Below are 16,171 nucleotides of genomic sequence, written 5' to 3'. Positions count from 1 at the left end.
CACCTCAGTCGCGCTGCCGCAGGGCTTTGAACAGCATCATCACGCACACGGCCATGCCCGCAATGGGCACGGCAGCCAGCACGGCCACCACCGCTCGCTGAAGGGGTGCCCAGTCAAAATCCCGCGCGGTGCGCCATGCGCCCAGGGCCCCAATCAGGCCGAAGAACATCAGGCCCGCGCGAAAGCTGGCCCCCGGCTTGAAAAACGCAATGACCAGAACGATGTTGATGGCCCCCACCATCAGCGCCAGATGCCCCAGGTGCATGGAAACGCCCGAGCTGCGACCATGGCCCACCGGTTCCTCATCGTCGTCTTCCTCCTGCTGCCTGGAAGGCTTGCGGTGGGATGCGCTGGCCTGCGGCCCCCGCACGGTTCCTGATGCTGGGCTGGTAGCTGTAGCGACACCGGCAGCCGAGGCCGCACCCGCTGCACTGCCCACCTGCGCCAAGGCACCCTGTGGTGCGCCCACTGCGGGCGCAAGGCCTTTTTCCTGCAGCACCGCACGCAGTCGGCCCGGTGTGCGCAATGCCGTCATCAAGGCACGCACGGGCCCTTGCTCCTGGGGCGTGATCCGAAGGTCGTCCACCCGAATGGTGGCCCCCTGGGTGTTGGACAGCATGAACAGGGCCTTGGACATCAGCACATCTTTGGGGCCACCCTTGCCCACTTCGATGAAGGTACCCAGGTTGTAGATGGCGTCCGCATGCCCGGCTTCTGCCGCCTGGGCATACCAGGCACGGGCTTGCGTCAGGTTGACGGGGCCGCCGTCCCTGCCGTGCTGGTCGGCAACGCCCAGGTAATAGGCCGCGTGGGGGTTGCCTTCGCGGGCGAACCAGCCAACAAAGTCCCGCATGATGGAGCCTGTCCACACCTGCGGCGCCGTGGTGGCATTGGATGAAGGTTTGGCCTCCATGGGCGCAAGGCTGAGCCCGCCGGGCGATTGCGCCTTTTGTGCGCGCTGCTGTTTCTCGTCTGCTTGCTTGCGCTGTTGCTCAGCTGCGGCCTTCCACTTGGCTGCGGCTTGCGGGTCCACCGGGCCACCCCATCCACGCTCGTGCATCAGGGCCAAAAGGCGTTTGGCGGGCTCATGGTCCCATTCGGCGGCGCGCTGGCACCAATAGCGGGCACTTTCAAAGTTGGGTTCTTCCCAGCCAATTACCGATTCCAGCGCGTGCTGAAAGGCGGCTACCTCATGCCCCTGCCCCGCTGCCAGCTTCAGGCCGGGAGATGCCTCGATGCGTTTGCGGGTGAACAGCATCATCTGTTCGGTGCGCGCAAAGGCGTCGTCCACCGCTTTGCGTTCGGCATCCACCACCTGCAGCCGTTGCTCTGCGTTGGCGGCCTTGAGTTGTTCCAGCAAGGCTTGCGCGCGCGCCTTGGCTTCGGGCGGAAAACGCTCGAAAAACGCTTGTGCGTCCGCCTGGGTTTCCTTGTTGTAAGCACCGATCAGCTGCAGTGCTGCGGCCAGATCAAAATGCCTGCGCTGCCCCAGAATGCCAAAGCGCAGGGCCCGGCCCAGCACGTAAATGGCATGCGGGTTGCCGCGTGCCGCCCACCGGCGGTACTCGGCCCACGCGGCAGCGTCGTCACCTGCCTGACGGGCCCGTTCGGCCTGGCGAACTTGCAGATCAGGCTCTTCCGGCACATCGCCATTGCCTAGGTAATGCACGCCACTTTGGGGGTCGTAAAGATTCAGCCCCAGCCGGGTTGCCTGCTCCCAGGCCCAGTCAAAGCCCTGGTCCCAATGCTCTGAGCGGGTGTTGATGCCAAAGCCCAGTGTGGGAAAGGTGGTGACACCGTCTTCACTGCCGTCCAGCCACACGTCCATGGCTTCTGGAAAGCGTTCGTGCAGGGCCTTGCCCCAGGCCAGAAATTTGGGGTTCTGCGCGGTCTCGGGTCCACTTTCGACCCGCTCAAACTGCGCATCGGCCTCGGCCTTGCTGGTGGGCCAGGGCCACTCTGCGGGCTTTTCCCACAACTGAAGTACGTAACTCACGGCCCTCCCAGGTGCTTTTAGTTGGCTTGTGGCGCGGGATTCTAGGGGGCAAGGCCGGTGCGATGGCACGGCTTCCATGCCGCCCTATCGCGATGAAAAATGATGAAAACAAGCCCTAGCACTTACTATATAAGCGCAAGCAGCTATCATTTTTGAAGCAAATTCCTGCGTGCTTGCCTGGCGGCGCTGTCCCAGAAACAACAAAGCCCCGACCACGGCGCGTGGTTGGGGCTGTGGCGTGCGAGGCGTAAGAGCCCGCTCAGATCACTTCAGCACACCGCGGGAGATGTCCATCACCATGCGCGTGGCAAGGTACAGGCGCGGCACGATGGTGTTGAGCTGCACGTACTCTGCATCGTTGGAGTGCGCGCCGTAGCCAGACAACCCCATGCCCTCCACCACAGCGCCCTTGGTCTTGAGAGCTGCGAAGGCGGCGTCCGTGCCGCCGCCCGTGGCCTTTTCCACCACGTTCAGCGACATGCCCAGTTCCTGGTAGATGACCTTGCCATACCCTGCCACGCGGCGAGAGGCCTCGTTGGCTTCCAGCGGCGGGCGGCGCACTTCAAACTTCACATCCACCTTGGAGGCTGGCAGGAGCCTGGTTTTCACTTTCTCCTGCAGGTTTTTCTCCAGGCCATCGAAATCGGCTACACGCAAAGCGCGGGCATCGGCCTGGGCAGTGGCTTCGGCAGGAATGACGTTGCGATTGGTGCCTGCCTTGGAGACGGTCCAGTTCAGCTTGAGTCCCTCGTCGGTCTTCGAGAGGTCCTTCATCTGCAGCAACTGGTGAGAGAGTTCATACAGGGCGTTCACCCCGTCCTCAGGCTTGGCCCCGGCATGCGATGCCTTGCCCTGCACGGTGAGGTAGGCAGCGCCAATGCCGCTGGTGGCCAGGCGCAGGCTGCCGTCGGTGCCGCCGCCTTCAAACGAAAACACTGCGTCCTGATCTGCAGCCACACGGGTGATGGTGCTGCGCCAGCCTGGGGAGCTGATTTCCTCGTCGCCATTGATCAGCACGGTGAGGGTGCCGTATTCCTTGAAATTGAGCTTTTGCAGCAAGGCCACCGTATGCAGGATCAGCGCCACGCCCTGCTTGTCGTCGGCAATGCCCAAACCGTAGGCCTTGTCGCCCTCAATGCGGAAAGGCTGGCCCTTGAGCATGCCCTTGAGGTAAACCGTGTCCATGTGCGCAATCAGCATGATCTTCTTGGTGCCCGAGCCCTTGAAAACGGCCTGCACCGCAGGGCCCACCTTCTCGGGCGTGTCGTCCAGGCGGTAAATGTCGCTGGTCTGCAGCACCTCCACCGTTCCACCCAGTTGCTTGAGCTGGCTGGCAATGCGGTCAGCAATCTGGTTCAGGCCTTCAATGTCTTTGCTGCCCGACTCGATATGGACCAGGTCTCGCAGGGTGTCGAGCAGCGGTTGCTGCTCTTTCTGGGCCAGAGCATGGACTTCTGCCACGGGAGCGGCGTGCACGGCCGAGGCAAAGGAAAAAGCAAATGCCAGCGAGAGCGATGCGATCAATGGGCGAACAAGTGGACGGGCGGAGGGCAAACGTTGCATGGGGAGAGGCCTCAAGGTAGGGAGTGGAAATGCCATTATGGTTTCTTGCAATGCTCGTTGCAAAAAATATGCCGAATGAAAAATTTCAGCCAACAGGCGGCGGGTCGTCTCTCGGCTCATCATGAGCCTTGGTCACGGATCGCAGTGCAGCCAACACGGATGCCGGCATGGTGGGCCCCGAATGGCGCAGGGTGAACAAACCCATGCTGTAAAGCGGCAGCGACTCGTTCAGCCGCAATGCTCGCAGCTGGCCCGCTGCCGATCCGAGAAGGGACGGATGCGGCACCACGGCGAGCAGGTCGGTCTGCGCCACCAGCTGCGCCATGCTGGCAAAGTCGGCACAACGCACCACCGTGCGAGGTGGTGGCAGGCCGCGCACCTGATGCGCCTCAGCCAGCACATCCACTGGGCCGCTCACCGCCGAGCCCACGCAAGCCCAGTCGGCCCCTTGCAGTTGGGCAAGGGAGTTTGCAGCCGCCAGCGGGTGCCGCTTGCGCGCATAGATCTGGGGGTTCAGGCGATAGAGCTCCTGCACCGTAAGGTCCGGGTGATCAAAGTGGCGGGGGCGCGGGGCAATGACGGCGTGCCACTGGCCCTGCAGCAGGGCGGCCAGCAATTCACCTTCATGGCCAGTCGCCATCTCCAGGGTGCGGCTGCGGTCTGGCTGGCACCAGCCAGAGTAAAGAGCAGGGCCACACACCAGCGCGGCAGACGCGGTCAGCCCCACGCGCAGCACCGTGGTGTCGGGCTGCACCGCTATGGGCTGGGGCCCCAGTGCCGACATCTGTGCATGCAGGTGGGCTGCCTGCAACGCCAGCTTGCGGCCCAGTGGCGTGGGGATGTAGCGGCGCCCTTCGCGCAGCAGCAAGGGCTCGTTCCACTGGCTTTGCAACACCTTCATGCCATGGCTCACTGCGGGTTGAGACACGCCACACGCATGCGCAGCCTGGGCGAAAGACCCGTGCTCCACCACCGCCTGAAGGTACTGCAGGTAGCGCAAATACATAAACAGCTTTTATGAGTTGGCAGCCATTGTGGCTTGAATGCGAGAGCACGGGCACGGATGCTCGGGGTTCCCTTTCACTTTCAGACTCAGGAGCCCAGATGACTTCGCGCCCCATAGAAACCGTCAAAACCTATCTGCATCACCTGCACACCAGCAACACCGAGGGCCTGATTGCCTGTTTTGAGGAAGACGGCCAGGTGCTCTCCCCTTTTCTGGGCCACATGCGTGCGGGCGACTTCTTTCGCAAACTGGCACAGGCTTCCGGCGCCAGCGTGATCACGGTGCTCGACCTTTTTGAATCCGTGCAGTCGGCGGCCCCAGGCCCCACCCGCGTGGCGGCGTACTTTCGTTACGACTGGACTTTGAACGACGGCCGGGAGGTGACCTTTACCTGTGTGGACGTGTTCAGCTTTGATGCGGGAAGCCACCGCATCCGCGAGATGAACATCCTGTACGACACGCATCCGCTGCGCGAACAGGTGGGGGACAAATACGCACCCGATTGATTTGCGATCTTCAAAGTTCAATGGCGGGCCTGACCTGCCCCAGCCGTGGCGCTCACAAAGCGCTGGGTGAAGGCGTCAGCGCACCTCGCCAATTCCCCTCAAGCGTCTACGGTCTTTTTTGAATGCCCAGACAATAATTGTCTAGTCAATTATTGTCTGGGCCATGACTTCTTCGTCCTCTCCCGAGCCCTCTGCCGTTTTCTACAGCGCAGAGCAGCTCTACCACCCCGACCATCTGCAGCCTGAGAACAGCATTGGGTACCTGATGCGCAAGGTCATGTCGTCGGTGCGCACCCAGGCCGATGCGCAGCTCTCTGTGCATGAGCTGACCTACGCGCAGTGGCTGCCGCTGTTCAAGATCGCCCTGGCCGGACAAGCCACCGTGGCCTATCTGGCGCGTGAGCTGGAGACAGACCCCGCCTCCATGACGCGCTCGCTCGACCGCATGGAAGCCAAGGGCCTGCTGGTGCGCGAGCGCTCCACGGTAGACCGCCGTGTGGTGCATGTGAAGCTGACACCCGAGGGGCAACGCACCGCAGCGCTGGTGCCGCCTGTGCTGGCCGATGTGCTCAACGGCCACCTCAAGGGGTTCAGCCGTGAAGAGTGGCAACTCTTCCTGAGCATGCTGCGCCGCATGCTGGCCAACGGAGAAGCCATGCGCCAGCAAACCCCGCCAGAAGACAGCAACCCGCAGGAGTGATCCCCCTGCCCTATCGCCTCCCAAGACCGGAGATTTCCATGACCGCTTACCAACAAGCCTCTTTCAACCCAACCGCTGCTGCAGCGGTGTCCACCCGCTCCGCCGTGGCGGCGCATCTGGTGGTGTCTGCCATTGCCTTGGCTGCGGCCCTGCTGCTGGTGGGCTGCGCCAGCCCAGGCGCTGCCCACACACCGCTTGCGCAAACTAGCCCCGCCGCCGCAGGCCTGAAAGCCACCACCACCGAAACCGTGGCACCGGCCCAGTGGTGGAAGACCTTGGGCGATGAACAGCTCAACACGCTGGTGGACACGGCCTTGCAAGGCAGCCCCAGCCTGGCAGTGAGCCGCGCACGGGTGGAGCAGGCCATTGCCCTGAGCCAGGTGCGAGAAGCCGCCAACGGCCCCCAGGTGGCGTTGAGTGCAGATGCCAGCCGGCAACGCTACAGCGCTAACGGCCTGGTGCCTGCGCCGGTGGCTGGCAACGTGTACAACAGCGGCACGGTGCAAACCACGCTGAGCTGGTCGCCCGACTTCTTCGGCCAGCATGCGGCTGAACTGCAGGCCGCCCTGGGCCAGGCCCGTGCTGCGCAGGCCGATGCCGCCGCCGCCGCCAACACCTTGGCCATGCAGGTGGGGCGCAGCTATGTAGGGCTGGCACGGCTGGTGGCCCAGCGCGACGTGGCCGTGCGTGCTCTGGAGCAGCGCGAAGAGCAGCGCCGCCTGACGCAAGAACGCACCGCAGCCGGGCTGGACAGCCAGGTAGAGCTGACCCAGGCCCAGGGTGCCGTGCCCGATGCACGCACGCAAATTGAGGCGCTGGACGAACAAATCACCCTGGCGCGACGCCAGCTGGCCGTGCTGACAGGCCAGGCCCCGGACGCCCTGCCCCAGCTGACCCCGCGCATGGAGCTGCTGCAATCTGCCTCTGTGCCGCAGGAACTGGGCGCCGACCTGCTGGGCCGCCGCCCCGATGTGGTGGCCGCCCGCTGGCGTGTGGAAGCCGCCACCCAGGGTGTGAAGAGTGCGCGCACCGAGTTCTATCCCAACATCAACATCGGCGCGTTCATCGGCCTCAACTCTCTGGGGCTGGACAAACTGTTCAACGGCAGCTCGCGCCAGATGGGCGTGACGCCCGCCCTGCGCTTGCCCATTTTTGACGGTGGCCGCCTGCGCGCCCAGCTGGGTGGCCGTGAGGCAGAGCTGGACGCAGCCATCGCCCAGTACAACGGCGCAGTGCTGGATGCCGTGAAGGAAGCAGGCGATGCCATGGCGTCCATCCAGTCACTCGCACGCCAGCAGGCCCTGCAGGACGATGCCGTGGCCAGCGCCGAAAAAGCCTACCGCTTTGCGCAAGACCGCTACCGCGCAGGGCTGGGCAGCTACCTGGTGGTGCTCAGCACCGAAAGCCAGGTGCTGGCCCAGCGCCGCCTGGCAGTAGACCTGCGTGCGCGCCAGCTCGACACCCGTCTGGTGCTGATGAAGGCGCTGGGCGGCGGCTGGACCGACAACACAGACACGCTGCAAACAGCCGCCGCTGGCACCGCCACCACCCAAGCAGTCATCACCGCAGCCGCCCACTGATCCACTGATCGCGTCACTGCCTGACCCCCACCATTCCTGAAAGAACACATCATGAGCGAACCTCTCACCTCTCAAGAAGCCAACACTGCCCGCCGCCGGGGCCTCACCCTCATCGCCGCTGCCGTGGCCATCGCCGCCCTCGGCTGGGGTGGCTGGCACTGGGCCAACGGCCGCCATGTGGAAACGACCGACAACGCCTACGTGGCGGGCAATGTGGTGCAGATCACGCCGCAGATCGGCGGCACCGTGGTTTCCATTGGCGCGGACGATACCGACTACGTGAAGGCAGGCCAGTTGCTCGTCAAGCTGGACCCGGCCGACGCCCGCGTGGCTCTGGAGCAGGCAGAAGCCCAGCTTGCGCAAACCGTGCGTGAAGTGCGCACGCTGTTTGCCAACAACTCCACCCTCAAGGCCCAGGTGAGCCTGCGCAGCGCCGACCTGGGCCGTGCCCAGGCCGACGCAGCCCGCATGCAGGAAGACGTGAACCGCCGCGCCCCGCTGATGGCCAGCGGTGCCGTGGGCAAGGAAGAATTCCAGCACGCCAATGCCCAGCTGGCTGCTGCCAAGAGCACCGTGGCCGCCGCCCAGGCCGCCGTTGTGGCGGCGCAAGAGCAACTGGCCGCCAGCCAGACCCAGACCGAAGGCACATCGGTGGAGCAGCACCCCAACGTGCAGCGCGCCGCAGCCCGTGTGCGCGAGGCGTATCTGGCCGTGCAGCGCGCCCAGCTGATCGCCCCGCTGGATGGGCATGTAGCCAAGCGTGGTGTGCAGGTGGGCCAGCGCGTGCAGGCCGGTGCCCCGCTGATGACGCTGGTGCCCCTGCATGACCTGTGGGTGGACGCCAATTTCAAGGAAAGCCAGCTGCAAAACCTGCGCATCGGCCAGCCTGCAGAGCTGGAAGCCGATGTATACGGCACCAAGGTCGTCTACCACGGCACCGTCACAGGCCTGGGCGCTGGCACGGGCGCGGCCTTTGCACTGCTGCCCGCCCAGAACGCCACAGGCAACTGGATCAAGGTGGTGCAGCGCGTGCCCGTGCGCATTGCGCTGGACCCGAAGGAAGTGGCCGAGCACCCGCTGCGCGTGGGCCTGTCGATGGATGTGAAGGTGGACACGGCCGACCAGAGCGGCAAGACCCTGGCCGACACCCTGCGCACCACCCCCGTGGCCGCCACCGCTGTGTTCGATGAGCAGTTCAAGGCCGCTGACGACGAAGTGGCCCACATCATTGCCGCCAACCTGGGGCGCAAGGCACTGGCCTCCGCACCGTCAGCAGCCGCTTCAGGCAACAAGAGCCATGCACAGGCCGCTGCTCCCCAAGCGCAAAAGCATGCATCTGCCCCCACCCAACCCGCAGTGCAAGCCCCTGTGGTGCAGTAAGCGGGGCACCACATGACCACCGCCAATCCTTCGGCTGACGCAGTGCCTTCGGGCACCGGTCCTGCCACGGCCAGTGCTGCGCCTTCGGCACCTTCAGCAACGCCCGCGCCTTCTGCCCCACCGGGGTCGCCCGCCGCCTACCCACCGCTGCAGGGCACGGCCCTTCTGCTGGGCACCTTGTCCCTGTCGCTGGCCACGTTCATGAACGTGTTGGATTCGTCCATCGCCAACGTCTCCATCCCCGCCATTGCGGGTGACCTGGGCGTCAGCCCCAACCAGGGCACCTGGGTCATCACCAGCTTTGGGGTGGCCAACGCCATCTCGGTGCCGCTCACGGGCTGGCTCACCCAGCGCTTTGGTGCGGTGCGCCTGTTCACCATGAGCGTGCTGCTCTTTGTGCTTACCTCGTGGCTGTGCGGGTTTGCCTGGTCGCTGGAGGCACTGGTGTTCTTCCGCGTGCTGCAGGGCCTGGTCGCCGGGCCGATGATTCCGCTGAGCCAAACCCTGCTGCTGGCCAGCTACCCGCGCGCGCTGGCGGGCACGGCCCTGGCGCTCTGGGGGGTGACGACGCTGGTCGCGCCCGTGGTGGGGCCGCTTTTGGGTGGGTGGATCACCGACAACATCTCCTGGCCGTGGATCTTCTACATCAACGTGCCAGTGGGCCTGCTGGCGGGTCTGCTCACCTGGGGCATCTACCGCAAGCGCGAAACACCCATCCGCAAGCTGCCGATCGACACCGTGGGCCTGACCCTGCTGGTGCTGTGGGTAGGCGCGCTGCAGCTCATGCTGGACAAGGGCAAGGAGCTGGACTGGTTTGCCTCAGGCGAGATCATCACCATGGCCGTCATTGCCGTGGTGGCGTTTGCCGTGTTCCTGGTGTGGGAGCTGACCGAGAAGCACCCGGTGGTGGACCTCAAGCTCTTCAAGGGCCGCAACTTCACTTTTGGTGCGCTGGCGCTGTCGGTGGCCTATGCCCTGTTCTTCGGGAACGTGGTGCTGCTGCCCCTGTGGCTGCAGCAGTGGATGGGCTACACCGCCACCACCGCAGGCATGGCGCTGGCACCCGTGGGCGTGTTTGCCATTTTGCTGACCCCGCTGGTGGGCAAGAAGGTGAGCCAGTGGGACCCCCGCCGCATGGCTACGGGCGCGTTCATCGTGTTCAGTACGGTGCTGTGGATGCGTTCGCAGTTCACGGTGCAGACGGACTTCATCCACATCCTGATCCCTACGCTGTTGCAGGGTGCGGCCATGGCGTTCTTCTTCATTCCGCTCACCACCATCACGCTGGCGGGTATTGCGCCAGAGCGCATTCCGGCAGCAGCGGGCCTGTCCAACTTTGTGCGCATCACAGCGGGGGCCATGGGTACGTCGATTTCCACCACGCTGTGGGAAAGCCGCGCAGCACTGCACCACGCCCACCTTACCGAAGGGCTGATTCAGGGCCAGGGGGTGTTTGCACAGACGCTGGACGGCCTGATGGCCTCGGGCCTCACGCAAATGCAGGCGCTGGCGCAGATCAACCGGCTGATTGATCAGCAGGCCTTCACCCGCGCTGCTGATGACATCTTCATCGGCTCCGCAGGCCTGTTCCTCACGCTGATCGGCCTGATCTGGCTGACCAAACGGCCCGCCAGGGCAGGCGGCGCGGGGTCTGATGCAGCGGCTGGCGCGCATTGAAGGCCCGCTGAGGCTTGAAGAAAAAAGGCTTGTAGCGCTTATCAATAAAGCGCTACAAGCTATATTTTTAATAGCACAAAACCCCTTGAGGCAGATGGCACCTCGATAAGGACAAAACGCCTCACCTCGGCCAACTTGGGGTAAGCCTTGGGTTCGGCTTGTCGCTGCCAGTACTTTTAGCGACGATAATTCTGCGCATGCAACGCCTGCGCACATCCACTCTGCTGGCCCGCCTGGTTCTGGCGTGGTTGATGCTCACCCTGGGTGTTGCCGTTGCGTCCCCCCTGGTTCATCCACAAGCCATGGAGCTGGTTTGCACCACCGCCGGTGCGACCAAGCTGGTCGTGCTGAACGATGATGGCGGCCAGGCTGCGCCGCAAAACCACCATGCGCTGGACTGCCCTCTGTGCCTTCAGTTCAGCGCGCCACCGTCCATCAGCGTGACGGCCATCACCCACCCTCAGCCGCTGGCGCATGCACTGCGCCCAGTGGTTGCAGCCACCCTGGCCGCTTTGGTGGGGGCCCCGCTGCCCCCGCGCGGCCCACCTCTCGTCCTGTCCTGATCTAAGAACCTGTTCAAGGGCGCGCATACCTGCGTCTGCAGCACTTGGCTGCGGCGTACTGTGCGGCGCTTTCCCGGAGGTCACCCGCTGCCTTATGCAACAGTTCTGTGCCCGCCATCAGCGTGTGCATGCATGCGTGCCATCGGCTCGTTCTTGGAGCGGCCAGCACCTTGGGCCTGCCGCATGGCGGTGAGCCCCCTGCCCTTCGCGGCGCTTGCGCAAGTGTTTGCGCAGCCCCGTTGCCTTGTATTTCATGACATCGACGACATGGACACCTACACCCCACGCCAACCGCAGCAGCTCCCCGCCTTGCCACTGCACAGTGGTCGCTTCATCGCCGCATTTGCTCTGGCCCATGTGGCCGCGCTGGGCATGGCCTACGCCGCAGCGGCACTGCAGGCCCAATCGCATGGCATGGCAGCCCCCGGCTCTCAGGCCATTCACCACCTGGGCCGCATGACGCTGGTGCCGTTGCAGCAAAGCCCTTCGCGCAAGTAACCGCATCCCCGTGCAGCACCACCTCGCGCGCAAACTGGCCCGCTGGCTGATCGCCTGCATGGTGCTGGCCTGCCTGCACTCGGCCCTGGCTGCTGCCTTGCTGCTGGGCCGAGGCAGCCAGGGTGACGTACAGATGGTGGAGGTCTGCACCAGCCAGGGCGTGCGCTGGGTGGGCATGCAAAGTACCCAGACGCCCGCACAGGCCAGCGCAGACGCCGACGATGCCCAAGGCATGACCGCCGATGGCTCGGTGCATTGCCCGCTGTGCCGCTTTGCGCTGGATGCCTCCCCCGATCTGCTGCGCAGTGACTTGCGCTTTGCCCAGCCTGGGTACCGCACGGAACAGCCGCCGGAGCCACCAGCCCAGCGCAGCACAGCCGCCTGCATCGTGCTCACCGCGCCGCCCCGCGCGCCACCCGCCCGGCTTTGATGCGCCCACGCCTTGCCGTAGCCCAGTCGGGGCGCGCGCAGGCTTCCTCCGGGTGTGATTTCCTTTTTTAGCGCAAGGCCGCCTGCTTGGCCCTGCAAGCCTTTTTGTGCCGCACGCTCGCGCCTGCCACAGGCGGGGTGACGGCCGCCTTTTGAAACATTTGCAATGACCTATTCCAACCACACATCCTCTTTCTCGTTTCTGCGCAAGCCCATCGCACTGGCTGCTGCCTTGGCACTTCCCATCGCCTTGGTGGCCTGCGGTGGCGGCGGCGGTGGTGGCGATGCCCTAGCACCCGTGCCCACAGGCCCGCAAAGCATCACCATCGACTTTGCCGCCAAGGCTGGCACGCAAGACGTGAAATGCGGCACCGCCATCACCGGCCTGGGCACAGGCAAGGTGTCGGCCCAACTGCACGATTTGCGCTTTTACGTAAGCAATGTGGCCCTGGTCAACGACAAGGGGGAGTCCGTGCCCATAACACTGGACGTGAATGAATGGCAAAACAAGGAGGTCGTGCTGATCGACCTGGAAGACGCCTCGGGCGCATGTGCCGACGCTGGCACCAAGGCCATGAACCCGCAGATCAAAGGCACGGTACCCGCAGGCACCTACACAGGCGTCAAGCTCACGGTGGGCGTACCCGCCAGCCTGAACCACACCGACTACGCCGTGGCTACCAAACCCATGGATGTGCAGGCCCTGGCCTGGTCGTGGCAGGCGGGGCGCAAGTTTGCGCAGATTGAGGTCAACCCCGCCGGTGGCGTGGTGCGCCCATCGCCTGCCGCGCCGGGCACCACGTTCTATACGCACCTGGGCTCCACAGGCTGCACCGGCAACCCGGTCACGGGCGAGACCGTGACCTGCGCACGCCCCAACCGCATGGACTTTGGTTTTGCCAGCTTCAACAGCAACACACAAAAAGTGGTGCTTGACCTGGCCGCCCTGTACACCGGCACCAACCTCAATGCAGACCTGGGCGGTGCGGCTGGCTGTATGTCGGGCGCAACAGACCCCGAATGCGACGCCATCTACAAGGTGCTGGCCCTGGACCTGACCACGGGCAAGCCCATCAACGGCGGCAGTGGCCAAACCCTGTTCCGCGTGGAGGGCAAATAAGCATGACACACCCCCATTCGCTGGTGCAAATGCGGCGGATGGCAGCCCAGGCCGCAGGCCTGGTCGGTCTGCTGGGGGCCCTGGCCCTGGGCGGATGTGGCGGGGGGAGCACCTCCGTCAGCGACAGCTCTGGCTCCAGCACCAACTGGGCCTGGGCGCTGCCATCGTTCTTCCCCACCCCAAAGGTGCCTGACACCAACCCCATCACCGAAGCCAAGGTAGACCTGGGGCGCTTCCTGTTCTACGACCGCCGCCTCTCGGGCAACGGCACGCAGGCCTGTGCCAGCTGCCATATCCAGTCCAAGGCGTTCACTGATGGCCTTGCCACAGCCATTGGTTCCACCGGCCAGCACCACCCGCGCAACTCGCAGGGGCTGGCCAACGTGGCCTACAACGCCACGCTCACCTGGGCCAACCCCTCGCTGGTGACGTTAGAAAAGCAGATGGAAACGCCTCTCTTTGGCACCGACCCCATCGAGATGGGCGTGAACGATGGCAACAAGGATGCCATCCTGGCGCGGCTGGCGGGCGACGCCACCTACAAGGACAAGTTTGCCAAGGCCTACCCTGGCCAAAGCGCGCCCATTACCTGGGGCAACGCCATCCACGCCATCGCATCCTTTCAGCGCACCATCCTCTCGGGCAACAGCCCGTACGACAAGTACCTGCAAGGCAAGGCCACGCTGCCCCCTGCGGCAGAGCGCGGCATGAACCTGTTCTTTGGCGAAAAGGCCGAGTGCTTTCACTGCCACAGCAGCTTCAACTTCAACGACCAGACGGTGCACGCGGGCAGCCGCATTGTGGAGACGCCGTTTCACAACACGGGCCTGTACAACATCGGCGGCACCGGGGCCTTCCCTGAGCCCAACCGGGGCGTGTATGAGCTGACGCAGTTGGTCAAAGACATGGGCAAGTTCCGCGCGCCCAGCCTGCGCAATGTGGAGGTCACCGGCCCCTACATGCACGACGGCAGCATCGCCACGCTGGAGGAAGTGCTGGACTTCTACGCCGCAGGCGGGCGCAACATCACCTCAGGCCCACATGCGGGGGATGGCCGTGCCAACCCCTACAAAAACGACTTTATCAACCAGATCAACCTCACTGCCCAAGAGCGCGCCGACATCGTTGCCTTCCTCAAGTCGCTGACAGACCAGGATCTGCTCACCAACCCCAAGCTGTCCGACCCGTTCGCGACGGCAGGAGCGAAATAGATGACTCCCCTGCTTTCTCCACTGCGCCCCAGGCGCAAGCCGCTGCGCTGGCACGCCTGCGCAGCAGCAGCGGCCAGCCTGTGCGCGCTATCGCTGCAACCCGTGCTGGCCCACGATGGCAGCGATGCCAGCATTCCGCCCACGCCAGGCCTGCAGATCAACGCCGCTGCCGCTGTGGGCTATCAGCACGCTGATCAGCCCGTGCCCGCCCCGCGCCTGACTGGCGTGCTGGGCCTGGGCGATACGCCCACAGACCAGCGTGGCTGGGCGCTGGAGCATGGCACGCTGGGCGCGGGCGTGCGTTTCACGCCGCTGCTGGGTGCCAACGTCACCTTTGGCAAACATGACAACGAGCGTGCCCACACCGAAGCCGCCTGGCTGGAGGCCCGGCCCTCGGCAGACTCAGACTTCACCCTGGGCGCGGGGCGCAACCGCATGCCGCTGGGCCCGGTGCTTGGCAACGCTGGCCACCTGGACCGTTTTGGGCAGATGCCCCTCATCAAGCGCGCAGCCTTCAATGGCGACTGGATTGAGGACGGCGTGAACCTTGCCTGGCGGCCGCACCTGGAGGGCGCATTCGAGTGGCTGCAGGGCGTGGACGCCGGTCTGTGGCGCGCGCGCCGCTTTCCGGGCAGCGAAAACGCAGCCTGGGCACCCACCGTGCGTGCCCGCGCCGCCGGGCCCATGGGCAGCCGCTGGGGAGATTGGGAGGCCGATGCCTTCTACAGCCGCCTGGAACCCCAAGGGCGCGGTGCCTACGTGCAGCGCAGCAACAGCGGCCACATCCACACCGCCCCCCAGTGCAGCACCAGCCTGCGCGACATCACCTGCTTTGACGGCACGGTAGACCTGCTGGGTGCCAGCGCCAGCTGGGCCACGCCCTGGCGCGGCGTGCGGCTCACCGCCGCAGGTGTGCTGCGCCACGAGCGCGGCAGCCTTTACTCGCAAAACGGCGACACCCGCTACACGGGCCGCACCCGGGGCGGCTGGCTGGAAGCGCTGTGGCAACCCACCGCACACTGGGAGATGGCAGCACGCCAGGAATGGCTGCGCAGCAGCAACGCCGTGAGCGGCCCTGGTGCGGCACTGGTCGCTGCCGACGCCAACCTGCTGCCCAACCAGCCCTCCCGCCGCTTCACGGCCATGCTGGGCTGGCGGCCCCATGCAGACTGGCTGCTGGCGCTGGAGGCCGGGCGCGAGCGCATCGCGGGCCAGGGCAATACCGTGGTAGCGCTGCGCGTGGTCTACACGCCTGGGCCTTTGCTGCAAAGGAGCTGGTGATGCATCCACACCCTCTGCATGCACCGGCCTGCACCGCTTCGGGCAACAAGCACGTGCACCTTGGCGGGGCCAGCATGGGCCGCCGCAGCACCCTGAGCGGGATGGTCGCGCTGGCCGCATTGGCCGCGCTGGCACTGTGCACGGCCACGGCAGTGCAGGCGCACGACTTTCGGGTGGGCAGCCTGGTCATAGACCACCCCTACGCCACGCCGTCGCTGGCAGGCACGCCCAACGGCGCGGCCTATCTGCGCGGCATTCGCAACCGTGGCAACGCCCCTGACCGCCTGCTGCGCGCCCACACGGCGGTGGCCGAGCGCGTGGAGCTGCACTCCATGGCCGCCGAAGGCAATGTCATGCGCATGCGCGAAGTGCCCGCCATCGACCTGCCCGCAGGCCAGGAAGTGCAGCTACGCCACGGCCAGCGCTACCACCTGATGCTGGTGAACCTGCGCCAGCCCCTGGTGGCAGGTGATCGGTTTGACCTGACGTTGGGGTTTGAAAAGGCGGGGGAGATCACCGTCAAGGTGTGGGTGCAGCAGCCGCGCGCGGGGGCTGCACCCGCACCGCACGAAAGCCATCAGCACTGAAGGCTTCTGCTAGCCCAACCGACTGAAAGCCCTTTTCCGCGCCCACAGCGCGCAGCCGCAGTTTCCGCCCGCCA

The 16,171-nt window shown here is 65.2% G+C and carries 15 protein-coding genes; 12 read left to right on the top strand and 3 right to left on the bottom strand.

Annotated elements, in window-relative coordinates; translation table 11 throughout:
- Positions 1 to 4: 4 nt before the first annotated feature.
- From AACH87_RS11360 to AACH87_RS11350, 3 genes are all read right to left on the bottom strand, one after another.
- Positions 5 to 1,996 (bottom strand): tetratricopeptide repeat protein, encoded by a 1,992-nt coding sequence (locus tag AACH87_RS11360; RefSeq protein ID WP_338794539.1) that lies wholly within the window; start codon positions 1,994 to 1,996, stop codon positions 5 to 7.
- Positions 1,997 to 2,260: 264 nt separating this feature from the next.
- Positions 2,261 to 3,559: a M20/M25/M40 family metallo-hydrolase gene (locus tag AACH87_RS11355; RefSeq protein ID WP_338794538.1), complete on the bottom strand. Its 1,299-nt coding sequence runs from the start codon at positions 3,557 to 3,559 to the stop codon at positions 2,261 to 2,263.
- A gap of 85 nt (positions 3,560 to 3,644) precedes the next feature.
- Positions 3,645 to 4,565 carry a LysR family transcriptional regulator gene (locus AACH87_RS11350; protein WP_338794537.1) on the bottom strand — a complete coding sequence of 307 codons (921 nt, stop codon included), beginning with the start codon at positions 4,563 to 4,565 and terminating at the stop codon, positions 3,645 to 3,647.
- Positions 4,566 to 4,663: 98 nt separating this feature from the next.
- Between AACH87_RS11350 and AACH87_RS11345 the strand changes: the two genes are divergently transcribed.
- From AACH87_RS11345 to AACH87_RS11290, 12 genes are all read left to right on the top strand, one after another.
- Positions 4,664 to 5,071 carry a nuclear transport factor 2 family protein gene (locus tag AACH87_RS11345; protein WP_338794536.1) on the top strand — a complete coding sequence of 136 codons (408 nt, stop codon included), beginning with the start codon at positions 4,664 to 4,666 and terminating at the stop codon, positions 5,069 to 5,071.
- A 163-nt stretch (positions 5,072 to 5,234) separates the two neighbouring features.
- Positions 5,235 to 5,771 (top strand): MarR family winged helix-turn-helix transcriptional regulator, encoded by a 537-nt coding sequence (locus AACH87_RS11340; RefSeq protein WP_338794535.1) that lies wholly within the window; start codon positions 5,235 to 5,237, stop codon positions 5,769 to 5,771.
- Between the two features lie 38 nt (positions 5,772 to 5,809).
- Positions 5,810 to 7,351 carry an efflux transporter outer membrane subunit gene (locus AACH87_RS11335; RefSeq protein WP_338794534.1) on the top strand — a complete coding sequence of 514 codons (1,542 nt, stop codon included), beginning with the start codon at positions 5,810 to 5,812 and terminating at the stop codon, positions 7,349 to 7,351.
- Positions 7,352 to 7,402: 51 nt separating this feature from the next.
- Entirely contained in the window at positions 7,403 to 8,731 is a 1,329-nt protein-coding gene (locus AACH87_RS11330; protein ID WP_338794532.1) for an HlyD family efflux transporter periplasmic adaptor subunit, read from the top strand.
- Between the two features lie 12 nt (positions 8,732 to 8,743).
- Positions 8,744 to 10,408 carry a DHA2 family efflux MFS transporter permease subunit gene (locus tag AACH87_RS11325; RefSeq protein WP_338794531.1) on the top strand — a complete coding sequence of 555 codons (1,665 nt, stop codon included), beginning with the start codon at positions 8,744 to 8,746 and terminating at the stop codon, positions 10,406 to 10,408.
- A 197-nt stretch (positions 10,409 to 10,605) separates the two neighbouring features.
- Positions 10,606 to 10,971 carry a DUF2946 family protein gene (locus tag AACH87_RS11320; protein ID WP_338794530.1) on the top strand — a complete coding sequence of 122 codons (366 nt, stop codon included), beginning with the start codon at positions 10,606 to 10,608 and terminating at the stop codon, positions 10,969 to 10,971.
- 132 nt (positions 10,972 to 11,103) lie between these two features.
- The gene (locus AACH87_RS11315) at positions 11,104 to 11,469 is read left to right on the top strand and encodes a hypothetical protein (protein WP_338794529.1); all 366 of its coding nucleotides are present in this window, start codon (positions 11,104 to 11,106) and stop codon (positions 11,467 to 11,469) included.
- 10 nt (positions 11,470 to 11,479) lie between these two features.
- Complete coding sequence (locus AACH87_RS11310) at positions 11,480 to 11,899, top strand: DUF2946 family protein (protein WP_338794528.1); 420 nt, start codon at positions 11,480 to 11,482, stop codon at positions 11,897 to 11,899.
- A gap of 165 nt (positions 11,900 to 12,064) precedes the next feature.
- Positions 12,065 to 13,018 (top strand): MbnP family copper-binding protein, encoded by a 954-nt coding sequence (locus AACH87_RS11305; protein ID WP_338794527.1) that lies wholly within the window; start codon positions 12,065 to 12,067, stop codon positions 13,016 to 13,018.
- 2 nt (positions 13,019 to 13,020) lie between these two features.
- Complete coding sequence (locus AACH87_RS11300; protein WP_338794526.1) at positions 13,021 to 14,229, top strand: MbnH family di-heme enzyme; 1,209 nt, start codon at positions 13,021 to 13,023, stop codon at positions 14,227 to 14,229.
- Positions 14,230 to 15,510, top strand: coding sequence for a hypothetical protein (locus tag AACH87_RS11295; RefSeq protein WP_338794525.1), 1,281 nt, complete (start codon positions 14,230 to 14,232; stop codon positions 15,508 to 15,510).
- Positions 15,510 to 16,097, top strand: a complete 588-nt coding sequence (locus AACH87_RS11290) for a copper chaperone PCu(A)C (protein WP_338794524.1) — start codon at positions 15,510 to 15,512, stop codon at positions 16,095 to 16,097. The genes AACH87_RS11295 and AACH87_RS11290 overlap by 1 nt, the downstream gene beginning before the upstream one ends.
- Positions 16,098 to 16,171 lie beyond the last annotated feature (74 nt).

The organism is Acidovorax sp. DW039 (assembly GCF_037101375.1).
Classification (GTDB): domain Bacteria; phylum Pseudomonadota; class Gammaproteobacteria; order Burkholderiales; family Burkholderiaceae_C; genus Acidovorax.
The sequence above is the reverse complement of the archived record's forward strand: the minus strand, read 5'-3'. Positions and strand labels throughout refer to the sequence as shown.

What these genes read in the sequence shown, in the direction of transcription:
- AACH87_RS11355 (WP_338794538.1), bottom strand. Translation starts at nt 3,559, where the DNA reads ATGCAACGTTTGCCCTCCGCCCGTCCACTTGTTCGCCCATTGATCGCA.
- AACH87_RS11350 (WP_338794537.1), bottom strand. Translation starts at nt 4,565, where the DNA reads ATGTATTTGCGCTACCTGCAGTACCTTCAGGCGGTGGTGGAGCACGGG.
- AACH87_RS11345 (WP_338794536.1), top strand. Translation starts at nt 4,664, where the DNA reads ATGACTTCGCGCCCCATAGAAACCGTCAAAACCTATCTGCATCACCTG.
- AACH87_RS11340 (WP_338794535.1), top strand. Translation starts at nt 5,235, where the DNA reads ATGACTTCTTCGTCCTCTCCCGAGCCCTCTGCCGTTTTCTACAGCGCA.
- AACH87_RS11335 (WP_338794534.1), top strand. Translation starts at nt 5,810, where the DNA reads ATGACCGCTTACCAACAAGCCTCTTTCAACCCAACCGCTGCTGCAGCG.
- AACH87_RS11330 (WP_338794532.1), top strand. Translation starts at nt 7,403, where the DNA reads ATGAGCGAACCTCTCACCTCTCAAGAAGCCAACACTGCCCGCCGCCGG.
- AACH87_RS11325 (WP_338794531.1), top strand. Translation starts at nt 8,744, where the DNA reads ATGACCACCGCCAATCCTTCGGCTGACGCAGTGCCTTCGGGCACCGGT.
- AACH87_RS11320 (WP_338794530.1), top strand. Translation starts at nt 10,606, where the DNA reads ATGCAACGCCTGCGCACATCCACTCTGCTGGCCCGCCTGGTTCTGGCG.
- AACH87_RS11315 (WP_338794529.1), top strand. Translation starts at nt 11,104, where the DNA reads ATGCGTGCCATCGGCTCGTTCTTGGAGCGGCCAGCACCTTGGGCCTGC.
- AACH87_RS11305 (WP_338794527.1), top strand. Translation starts at nt 12,065, where the DNA reads ATGACCTATTCCAACCACACATCCTCTTTCTCGTTTCTGCGCAAGCCC.
- AACH87_RS11300 (WP_338794526.1), top strand. Translation starts at nt 13,021, where the DNA reads ATGACACACCCCCATTCGCTGGTGCAAATGCGGCGGATGGCAGCCCAG.
- AACH87_RS11295 (WP_338794525.1), top strand. Translation starts at nt 14,230, where the DNA reads ATGACTCCCCTGCTTTCTCCACTGCGCCCCAGGCGCAAGCCGCTGCGC.
- AACH87_RS11290 (WP_338794524.1), top strand. Translation starts at nt 15,510, where the DNA reads ATGCATCCACACCCTCTGCATGCACCGGCCTGCACCGCTTCGGGCAAC.